Origin of the sequence: Polynucleobacter ibericus (assembly GCF_018687955.1) — a bacterium.
In the GTDB taxonomy this organism is placed as follows: Bacteria; Pseudomonadota; Gammaproteobacteria; order Burkholderiales; family Burkholderiaceae; genus Polynucleobacter; species Polynucleobacter ibericus.
Genome location: NZ_CP061309.1, coordinates 1,603,960 through 1,614,398, shown reverse-complemented (window position 1 = coordinate 1,614,398; position 10,439 = coordinate 1,603,960). Strand labels below are relative to the sequence as shown.

The 10,439-nt window shown below is 46.4% G+C and carries 7 protein-coding genes; 5 read left to right on the top strand and 2 right to left on the bottom strand.

The window, feature by feature from the left end; genetic code table 11:
• Positions 1–49 precede the first annotated feature (49 nt).
• The gene (gene glnE / locus AOC20_RS08215) at positions 50–2,863 is read left to right on the top strand and encodes a bifunctional [glutamate--ammonia ligase]-adenylyl-L-tyrosine phosphorylase/[glutamate--ammonia-ligase] adenylyltransferase (protein ID WP_215360146.1); all 2,814 of its coding nucleotides are present in this window, start codon (positions 50–52) and stop codon (positions 2,861–2,863) included.
• A 10-nt stretch (positions 2,864–2,873) separates the two neighbouring features.
• Here glnE and recN read toward each other — a convergent pair whose 3' ends face one another.
• Both recN and AOC20_RS08205 read right to left on the bottom strand, forming a co-directional pair.
• Positions 2,874–4,544: a DNA repair protein RecN gene (gene recN, locus AOC20_RS08210; RefSeq protein ID WP_215360144.1), complete on the bottom strand. Its 1,671-nt coding sequence runs from the start codon at positions 4,542–4,544 to the stop codon at positions 2,874–2,876.
• Between the two features lie 26 nt (positions 4,545–4,570).
• Complete coding sequence (locus AOC20_RS08205; protein WP_215360142.1) at positions 4,571–5,476, bottom strand: NAD kinase; 906 nt, start codon at positions 5,474–5,476, stop codon at positions 4,571–4,573.
• Positions 5,477–5,513: 37 nt separating this feature from the next.
• Here AOC20_RS08205 and hrcA point away from each other — a divergent pair, with 37 nt between their 5' ends.
• From hrcA to dnaK, 4 genes are all read left to right on the top strand, one after another.
• Entirely contained in the window at positions 5,514–6,524 is a 1,011-nt protein-coding gene (hrcA, locus tag AOC20_RS08200; protein WP_215360140.1) for a heat-inducible transcriptional repressor HrcA, read from the top strand.
• A gap of 65 nt (positions 6,525–6,589) precedes the next feature.
• Positions 6,590–7,684 carry a ferrochelatase gene (hemH, locus tag AOC20_RS08195; protein WP_215360138.1) on the top strand — a complete coding sequence of 365 codons (1,095 nt, stop codon included), beginning with the start codon at positions 6,590–6,592 and terminating at the stop codon, positions 7,682–7,684.
• A gap of 66 nt (positions 7,685–7,750) precedes the next feature.
• Positions 7,751–8,299: a nucleotide exchange factor GrpE gene (gene grpE, locus AOC20_RS08190; protein WP_215360135.1), complete on the top strand. Its 549-nt coding sequence runs from the start codon at positions 7,751–7,753 to the stop codon at positions 8,297–8,299.
• A 156-nt stretch (positions 8,300–8,455) separates the two neighbouring features.
• Complete coding sequence (gene dnaK / locus AOC20_RS08185) at positions 8,456–10,393, top strand: molecular chaperone DnaK (RefSeq protein WP_215360133.1); 1,938 nt, start codon at positions 8,456–8,458, stop codon at positions 10,391–10,393.
• Positions 10,394–10,439: the final 46 nt, after the last annotated feature.

The window sequence follows — 10,439 nt, the reverse complement described above, 5'->3', positions numbered from 1 at the left end:
GATCGCCAAGCTTCTGGCTTGGGTCTTGGGGTCGGATTAAGATGGGGGAATGGATGATTTTTCCCGACAAATCGATTTTTTGGAGCGGCACTCGACTTATGCGAGGCGTTGGCTAAGCGCTCACCCCGAATGGCTTGAGTGGCTTCGTATTCAGGGGCAGAAAAAAGTTGATGTACAGGGTATCAGAGATCTTCTCGAAGACTGTGGTGCAGGCATCCAGGCAGATGAGCAAGATGAGGCTCTATGGATGGCCAATATTCGCATGGCAAGACAGCGCCTGATGCTGTGGGTGGCATTTCGGGATTTAAATGGTATGGCTGACCTCTGTGAGGTTACGAACGCGCTTAGTCATTTTGCAGAATTTGCCGTTTCAGCTGCCATTGCTTTTACGCGTGCAGATCTCAAAACTCGTTTTGGCTTGCCATGGAGCAAGTCAACGCAGTCTGAAATGCCTCTCATGGTTGTTGGGATGGGTAAATTAGGTGGCCTTGAATTAAATCTCTCTTCAGACATTGATTTAATTTTTCTGTATGAGCATGAGGGCGAGACGACTGGTGGTCCCAAGAGCTTATCTAATCACGAGTGGTTTACGCGGATGGGTAAGCGTTTGATCAAGTTGTTGGCTGAGCATGATGCTAATGGATTTGTATTTCGTGTAGATATGCGTCTTCGTCCCAATGGGGACTCCGGGCCCTTAGTATGCAGTCTTGATATGTTGGAAGAGTATCTATTGGTGCAGGGTAGGGAGTGGGAACGCTATGCTTGGATTAAAGGTCGATTAATTGCACCTCAACCAGACTCTCCAGATTTTGCGCACTGTCAAAAAGAGCTTGATCAACTCATTCGCCCCTTCGTGTATCGCCGACATTTAGACTACGGTGTGATCGCCTCCATTCGTGACTTGCATGCGCAGATTCAGGCTGAAGCAGAAAAGCGGTCCACAGGTCATCAAGGACGTTCACGGGATGTTAAGTTGGGGCGTGGCGGTATCCGCGAGATTGAGTTTCTAGCCCAAATGTTTCAACTGATGCGAGGTGGGACAGACCCTCGCTTTAGATTGCGCCCTACGATGGAAGTTTTGGAGCTTATTAAACAAAGCGGCATCTTGCCCATGCATGAAGTGGAATCCTTGCAAGCGGCTTATATTTACTTAAGGCGCTTAGAGCACCGTATTCAGATATGGGATGATCAGCAAACACACTATTTGCCCGATGATGACGATGCTCGATCACGTTTAGCAATGTCGATGCAAGAGCCAAATACTTCAGTAAAGACTTTTATGGTGGAACTAGAGCGCCATCAAAATAATGTTGCGCAGCTGTTCGAGAAGGCATTTTCACTAGACGATAGCGCTCGCCTGAAGATTGCTCCATTAGCTCAAGACTGGGCACCTGACCGGACAATTTTCCCGGATTCCTATAGTCGTTGGCAGGCATGGACAGATAGCCCAAAACAAAAATTGTTGCCAGAAAAAAGCCGTTTAATATTCGATAACTTAATGCGTAAGGCAGCGGAGAGTTTGCAGATTGAAGGAGCTTTGTCAATCTTTGCTGATAAAACGCTATTACGTTTCTTTGATCTACTTGAGGCAATTGCAAGACGCAGTGCCTACCTATCCATTTTGGTTGAGTACCCTAGGGCCCTATCCAATGTTTTGGACTTGCTCAAAGCCTCCCAGTGGGGCGCTCAATACCTAACGCGCCACCCCCATTTATTAGATCACTTATTAAACGCTCAATCAGAGAGGGAGTTAATTGAAGACCCTCAACAATATTGGCAAGAAGTACGATCAAATCTCAATATGCGGCTTGATGATGTCATGGCTGATGGCGACGGCTCTGAGCAGGCGATGGATATTTTGCGCGTAACCCATCACAACGAAACGTTTATTACTTTATTAACGGATCTGGGTATTGGCGTACAGCAAGCGCTGCCAGTAGAGCGGGTGAGTGACCATTTATCAGCATTGGCAGATTTAATTTTGCAGACTACTTTTGAGCGCGTTTGGCCTAGCGTAGCCAGAAAGTTTGACCTTCCTTCTGAATCAAGTCCTCCCTTTGCCGTTATTTCTTATGGAAAGTTAGGTGGCAAAGAATTAGGCTATGCCTCTGACTTGGATATCGTATTTTTATATCAAGCACATGAGTCTGATTATGCTGCGCAAGAAATTTATGCCCTACTTGCAAAGCGAATGATTAATTGGCTCACAGCCTTTACCTCAACAGGTAGTTTGTTTGAAATTGACACACGTCTTCGTCCAAATGGCTCTGCTGGATTTTTGGTAACTAATGCTGAGGCCTTTAAAAAATATCAGTTGCGTGAAGGCGATAACGCTGCCTGGGTATGGGAGCATCAAGCCCTGACCCGGGCGCGCTTCTCCGCTGGTAGTTCAAGTGTAGGAACTTTTTTTGACTCGGTTCGATCAGAAGTATTAAGTCAGCAGAGAGATGTGAATCTTCTGCGATTTGAGATTCTAGAGATGCGTCGCAAGGTACATGCAGGACACCCGAATGCCAATACTGAATTTGACTTAAAGCATGATGCTGGAGGTATGGTCGATATTGAATTTATTGTGCAATTTTTAGTATTGGCATATGCGCACAAACATCCACAACTCATAGGTAATTTAGGTAATATTGCCTTGTTACGTATTGCTAGCGATGTAGGTTTAATTACCCATGAAGCTGCTCAATCGGTTGGTAGTGCTTATCGATTATTGAGAGCTCGTCAACATCGTTTACGTCTGGATGGTGCAGAAAAAACCCGTATCAATTTAGAAAATCAACCTGAGTTCATTACAGCAAGAGCTGCCGTGCAAGCGCTTTGGTTGGAGATCTTTAAGGCGCCTTCTAGTATCGATTAGAGGCTATGGTTTAGTTTTGCTCCAGTAACTCTCGAGCATGACGACGTGTGGTGTCAGTAATTGTGGCGCCGCCGAGCATACGTGCTACCTCTTCAACTCGTTCGGCTCTGCCCAAAATCTGAACCTGCGACACTGTCTTGTCTCCAGTTTGTGACTTGCTTACCTTAAGGTGGTGGTTACCTTGAGCTGCTACCTGAGGTAAATGGGTTACACATAAGATTTGGTGTGATTGACCCAATTGATGCAAAAGTTTGCCAACGGTTTCAGCCACAGCGCCACCAATACCCGCATCCACTTCATCAAATATGAGTGTCGGTGTAAACGAGGCTTTACTCGTAATTACGCTGATTGCTAGGCTAATACGTGCTAATTCACCGCCAGAGGCTACTTTGGCAAGTGATCGTGGGGTACTGCCAGCATGGCCTGCAACTAAAAACTCAATTTGCTCGAGACCATGGGAGCCACCCTCGCTAAGAGGCGTCAAGGCTATCTCTAGGCGACCACCTGCCATAGATAAATCTTGCATTGCATCGGTTACTAAGTTCCCAAGATCGGTTGCTGCTTTTTCACGTTTCTGTGAAAGTTGTTTAGCGAGCTTGAGGTAGTTAGCCTCTTCCTGTTTAACTTGGTCTCGTAATACTTCGATATTTTGGGATGCAGTTAAGGCATTTAGTCGCTCGGATGTGGTTTGCAGTAATACTGGCAATTCATCTACTTCAGCACGATATTTTTTAGCTGTGCTGTGTAATGCTTGCATGCGCTCTTCTACTTGGGCAAGCCTGGCGGGGTCTAAGTCAATTTTTTGTAGATAGCGATTCAGTCCATGAATAGCTTCGTCAAGTTGAATACTGGCCGATTCTAGGGCTTGATTGATTTCGCCTAGCGCTGGGTCATGTTCAGCCAATGCACTGACAGTCGAGCAGACTTTTGAAAGGGTGGATTCAAGAGAGTTATCAGCATCGCTCAAAACGTCAATTGCCTCCTGGCAACCACCAATCAGTTTTGCGCCATTCGCTAAGCGGGCATGCTCACTCTGTATGCTTACCCATTCACCCTCTTGTGGTGAAAGTTCGGTCAATTCTTCGAGTTGCCACTCAAGACGTTCACGCTCACGTTCAACATCTTGACCTGCATTTTCGGCTTGCTGAAGGAGGCGACGAGAGTCCGCTAAAGTTTTGAATATTTGCGCTACTTCTGTAGCGAGTGGCAGTAAGCCAGCATGGCGGTCCAGGAGCTCACGCTGTGCTCCCCCTTTTAATAAAAGTTGATGCGCATGTTGCCCATGAATATCTACCAGTTGATCACCTGCATCACGTAACTGCACCAGTGTCGCAACACTTCCATTGATAAAGGCACGACTCCGCCCACTGCTTTCGACGGTTCTTTTCAGTAATAAGCTTTGCCCATCATCTTCCAATGGAAAGCCTTGCGCATCAAGCCAATGGCTAAACGATTCCACCAGCTCAGGCTCAATCCGAAAGAGTGCAGAAATTTCTGCGCGGTTACTGCCTTCACGTATTTGGCTGCTATCGGCACGCTCGCCCAAGACCAAGCCCAGGGCATCAAGCAGAATAGATTTGCCGGCGCCAGTTTCTCCAGTGAGTACAGTAAAGCCGCTAGAAAAATCTAGCTCTAACTGATCAACGATGACAAAGTCACGGAGGGAGATGGTCTGAAGCATGTATTAGCGTAGCAAAAAACTCGACATCAAAATGTCGATGGATACTCATTCCAATGCAGTTTCTCACGCAAAGTTTTGTAGTCGCTGTGCTTGCTGGGATGTAAAAGGGCGATCGTTTTGTCAGATTGGCGTACTTCAATCTTGTCACCGCTTTGCAAGTTGGTTTGCGATTGCATATCAAAATTCACAATTACTCCAAGTCCGTTGACAACCTCAATCACTGTAACGCTATCTTGTGGCAAGACAATCGGTCTATTAGAGAGTGAGTGCGGCGCAATGGGCGCTAACAAAATGCCAGCAACGTGGGGATGCAAAATCGGTCCTCCAGCTGAGAGTGCGTAAGCAGTAGAGCCGGTAGGGGTTGATACGATCAAGCCGTCAGATCGTTGGTTGTACATAAACGAACCATTGACATGCACGGCTAACTCGACCATTCCGGAAATGCCAGAACGATTTACAACCACATCATTGAGCGCTAATGCACGATTGATCTCTTTACCATCCCGCAGCACTACGGCATCAAGCAAGGTACGGGTATCCGCTTCGTAGTCACCTGCAATAATTTTAGGAAGGATGGCTTGTACTGACTGAATGGGAATATCTGTCATGTAGCCTAATCGACCCATATTGATGCCGACCAGAGGCACATTACTGCCTGCGAGTTGGCGACCAATGCCAAGCATTGTTCCGTCACCCCCTAAAACCACTACTAAATCAATTGCCCCTGCAAAATTCTCGACAGTTTTAGTGGGAAAGTCTTTTAAACCCAGATGTTGGGCTGTGGCCGCTTCCAGAAATACCTCGCAACCCAGATCCTTTAGGAGTTTGCTGAGATCTTTGAGGTGCTCCTCGATACCGTCTGCCTGGTATTTGCCGACAAGTGCAACCCGGCTAAATGCCTTTTTGCTGGAATTTGGGGATGGGCTTAACATATAACGATTAAACCATAGGCATAAAATCCCTTCCACCATGGATGAACGTTCCCGCGCCTTACTAAAAACCCTCATCGAGCGATATATCGAGGAGGGTCAGCCCATTGGCTCGCGTACGCTATCCAGATTCTCAGGTTTGGACCTCTCTGCGGCCACTATCCGCAATGTGATGGCGGATTTGGAGGATATGGGTCTGGTGACCAGCCCCCACACTTCTGCGGGTCGCATTCCGACCCCACGAGGTTATCGCCTGTTTGTGGACACCATGGTTACTGTTCGCCCATTAGAAGAAATGGCAGCTCGAGAGGTTGAAAAAGGCTTGTTGCCAGATTCCCCTCAAAGAGTACTGAACTCGGCAGCCCAAATTTTGTCGAACCTGACCCATTTCGCCGGGGTCGTCATGACACCCAAGCGAGCCCAGGTCTTTAAGCATATTGAGTTCTTGCGTTTGGGTGAAGGCAAGATTTTGCTCATCATGGTTACCCCAGAGGGTGACGTGCAAAACCGCATTTTGCCCACAACGCAAGACTACACACCGAGTCAGTTAATCGAGGCAGGTAATTTTATTAACGCTCAGTTTGCTGGAAAAAGTTTCGATCAAGTACGTATGCATTTGAAATCTGATCTCGATAATTTACGCGCGGATATTTCTGGGTTGATGGCTTTAGCACTGCAGAGCGGTGTTGCAGATTACGATATGGGTCGTGGCGATATGGTGCTCTCGGGTGAGCGACGTTTGCTGAATGTTGGAGATTTAAGTTCCAACTTGGATAAGTTGCGCAAGATGTTTGATATGTTGGAGCAAAAATCCGTTCTGATGCAGCTACTCGATGTATCGAGTCATGCTGACGGCATTCAAATATTTATTGGCGGTGAGAGTGACTTATTACCCTATGAAGATCTAGCGGTCATTAGCGCTCCGTATAGCGTAGACGGTCAAATAGTAGGAACACTTGGTGTCATTGGGCCAACTCGCATGGCTTACGACAGAGTCATTCCTATTGTGGATATCACTTCAAAATTATTATCGGGCGCGTTAAGTTCCTAATCTATATTGTCAATATCGAACACACTGCTTATATATTTAAACCTTACTACTAGAGACACAATATCTTGAATCCAAATCCGCATCTACGCGCATCCAAAACAGCAGTCCTACTGCTGAACTTAGGCACGCCGTCTGCGCCGACAGCTAAAGCAGTACGCGCCTATTTAAAAGAATTCCTTTCTGATCCGCGAGTAGTGGAGATTCCACGCATTATTTGGTGGTGCATATTGAATGGCATTATTTTGCCAATCCGTAGTGGTGCCTCTGCCAAAAAATATGCTTCTATTTGGCTGCCAAAATTAGGCTCCCCATTAATGCACTACTCACGCTTACAGGCTAAAGAGCTTGGCGAAAAATTTACCAATGAGGGGCATACTGTTTTGGTGGATCTGGCCATGCGTTATGGTCAGCCATCCACGCAATCTGCTCTTGAGAGCCTCAAGGCACAAGGCATGGAGCGTTTATTGCTCCTGCCTTTATACCCCCAGTACTCTGCCACTACAACAGCATCTAGTTTTGATGAAGCATTTCGAGTGCTCAGTACTTGGCGTGATCAGCCTGAGTTGCGATTAGTGAAGCACTATCACGACAATCCTGCTTACATTACCGCACTACGTGATCAAGTTTTAAGTAGTTGGGATCAAGATGGTCGTCCTGATTTTGCAAGGGGCGATCGTTTTGTCATGTCATTTCATGGTTTGCCGAAACGTAACCTCATGAAGGGCGATCCCTATCATTGTGAGTGCTTGAAAACGGGGCGTCTACTTGGTGAATCTTTAGGCTTAGAGCCTGGTCAATATATTGTGACCTTCCAGTCGCGCTTTGGTAAAGCGGAATGGTTAAAGCCCTATACAGCGCCAACGATTGAGAAGTTGGCTAAAGAAGGTTGTCAACGCATTGATATTTTTTGTCCTGGATTTCCGGCGGATTGCTTAGAAACGCTTGAGGAAATTGCGATGGAGGCCCGTGAAATCTTCTTGGAGCATGGTGGTAAGGACTATCGCTATATTCCCTGCTTGAACAGCAGCCCTAAGTGGATTGAGGCTATGAGCGATATTGCCCATCATCATCTACAAGGCTGGTCTTTAGGGGTGGAGTCTGAGGCTGAATTAGCAAAGCGTAATGAAAGAGCTGAATTAGCCGAAAGAATGAAGTCTTGAAATTGATTTAATTGACCCCATGTTACAAAGTAATAGTCATCTTTATAGAAAAGTAAAATAGCGTCCATGACACAAGAAAATCAAAACCCTTCCCCTGAGCAAGAGAATTCTGCAGCTGAGCCGATCATAGAAGCTACAGCAGAAACTCCGGCTGTAAAGACGCCTGAACAGGAAATTGCTGAACTCAATCAAAAGATTGGTGAGCTGCAAGATAACTTCTTGCGCGCAAAGGCTGAGGGAGAAAATATTCGCCGTCGTGCCGTGGAAGATATTGCTAAAGCGCATAAGTTTGCAATTGAAAGTTTTGCAGAGCATTTAGTGCCTGTGACGGATAGTCTTTATGCGGCATTAAGTACTGATGCTGGTGATGCCAAGGCATTCAAAGAAGGTTTGGAGATCACCCTCAAGCAACTGCTTTCCGCCTTTGAAAAAGGCCGCATGACTGAAATTAACCCTGCGGTTGGAGATAAGTTTGATCCTCACCACCATCAGGCAATCGCCTCGGTTCCTGCCGAGCAAGAGTCCAATACCGTGGTTTCTGTATTACAGCGCGGCTATACCGTAGCCGAACGGGTTTTGAGACCTGCTTTAGTGACGGTTAGCGCTCCAAAATAGGCAGAATAGGGGCTAAACCTCCCAAAAAAGCATAAAAAAGGCAGATTTCTGCCTTTTTTGCTCTTTATGCCCTTGAAATCTCCTTTTTAGACCCCATTTACTGGGTATCGAAATATTTATCAGTACAACAAAACAATTTAATTTTTTGGAGCAATTATGGGAAAGATTATCGGAATCGACTTAGGAACCACGAATTCATGTGTTTCAGTCGTTGAAAACAATGCACCTAAAGTTGTCGAAAACGCCGAAGGCGCTCGTACAACTCCATCCATCATCGCTTACGTTGAGGATGGCGAAGTATTGGTTGGTGCGCCTGCAAAGCGTCAATCAGTGACGAATCCTAAAAACACTATTTATGCAGTTAAGCGTTTGATGGGTCGTAAATTTACAGATCCTGAAGTACAAAAAGACATCGGCTTGATGCCTTATGCAATTATTGCTGCCGATAACGGTGATGCTTGGGTTGAAGCGCGCGACAAGAAAATGGCGCCACAACAAGTGTCCGCTGAAATCTTGCGCAAGATGAAGAAAACTGCCGAAGATTACCTCGGTGAAGAAGTGACAGAGGCAGTGATTACTGTTCCTGCTTACTTCAATGACAGTCAACGTCAAGCAACTAAAGATGCAGGTCGTATTGCTGGCCTGGATGTTAAGCGCATCATCAATGAGCCAACAGCTGCTGCATTGGCATTCGGTTTGGACAAGCAAGACAAAGTGGATCGCAAGATCGCTGTGTATGACTTAGGCGGCGGTACATTCGACGTTTCCATCATTGAGATTGCTAACGTTGACGGTGAGAAGCAGTTTGAAGTGCTCTCTACTAACGGCGATACATTCTTGGGTGGTGAAGACTTTGACCAACGCATTATTGACTGGATCATTGCTGAGTTCAAGAAAGAACAGGGCGTTGATTTGAGCAAAGACGTATTAGCGTTGCAACGCTTGAAGGATGCTGCAGAAAAAGCCAAGATTGAATTGTCATCCGCACAACAAACAGAAATCAATCTGCCTTACGTGACAGCTGACGCTAGCGGTCCTAAGCATTTGAACTTGAAGTTAACCCGTGCCAAATTAGAGTCCTTGGTAGAAGAGTTGATCAAGCGTACAGCTGGCCCTTGCTTAACTGCGATTAAAGATGCTGGCGTGAATGTTGCTGACATTGACGACGTTATTTTGGTTGGTGGTCAAACCCGTATGCCTGCAGTTCAGGACAAAGTAAAAGAAATCTTTGGCAAAGAGCCACGTAAAGACGTTAACCCAGATGAGGCTGTTGCTGTTGGTGCCGCAATTCAGGGATCTGTATTGTCTGGTGATCGCAAGGACGTATTGCTCTTGGACGTTACCCCGTTGTCATTGGGTATCGAGACCCTTGGTGGCGTAATGACCAAGATGATTCCTAAGAACACAACGATTCCTACCAAACATTCACAGGTCTACTCCACTGCGGAAGATAACCAACCAGCGGTAACCATCAAGTGTTTCCAGGGTGAGCGCGAGATGGCTGCTGCGAATAAGTTGCTCGGTGAATTTAACCTTGAAGGTATAGCCCCTGCGCAACGCGGTATGCCGCAAATTGAAGTGACTTTTGATATTGATGCTAACGGTATCTTGCACGTAACTGCAAAAGACAAAACCACTGGCAAAGAGAACAAGATCACTATCAAGGCAAACTCTGGTTTAACCGAAGAAGAAATTCAACGCATGGTGAAAGATGCCGAGGCTAATGCTGCTGAGGACAAGAAAGCGCTTGAGTTGGTAACTGCACGCAATACGGCAGATGCCTTGGCTCACTCAACTAAGAAAGCCTTGGAAGAGCATGGCGCCAGCTTAGAAGCTGCTGAAAAAGAAGCGATTGAAGCGGCCTTGAAAGACTTGGACGAAGCAATCAAAGGTAGCGATAAAGAAGCGATTGAAGCTAAGACAGAAGCTTTGGGTAAAGCCAGTCAGAAGCTTGGCGAAAAAGTCATGGCTGCTGAGCAAGCTAAAGCAGGTGGCGCTGCTCCTGGCGCGGCCCCTGGCGGTCAAGCTGCTGGCGCTGCTCCTGATGCAGACGTTGTTGACGCTGATTTCAAAGAGGTTGATGACAAGAAGTAATTCTGAAATCAGACATTCATTAACGTAGTTTTGATGTACTTAAATA

Excerpts from the sequence above, each read along its gene's own strand:
- glnE (WP_215360146.1), top strand. The coding sequence starts at position 50 with ATGGATGATTTTTCCCGACAAATCGATTTTTTGGAGCGGCACTCGACT.
- recN (WP_215360144.1), bottom strand. The coding sequence starts at position 4,544 with ATGCTTCAGACCATCTCCCTCCGTGACTTTGTCATCGTTGATCAGTTA.
- AOC20_RS08205 (WP_215360142.1), bottom strand. The coding sequence starts at position 5,476 with ATGTTAAGCCCATCCCCAAATTCCAGCAAAAAGGCATTTAGCCGGGTT.
- hrcA (WP_215360140.1), top strand. The coding sequence starts at position 5,514 with ATGGATGAACGTTCCCGCGCCTTACTAAAAACCCTCATCGAGCGATAT.
- grpE (WP_215360135.1), top strand. The coding sequence starts at position 7,751 with ATGACACAAGAAAATCAAAACCCTTCCCCTGAGCAAGAGAATTCTGCA.
- dnaK (WP_215360133.1), top strand. The coding sequence starts at position 8,456 with ATGGGAAAGATTATCGGAATCGACTTAGGAACCACGAATTCATGTGTT.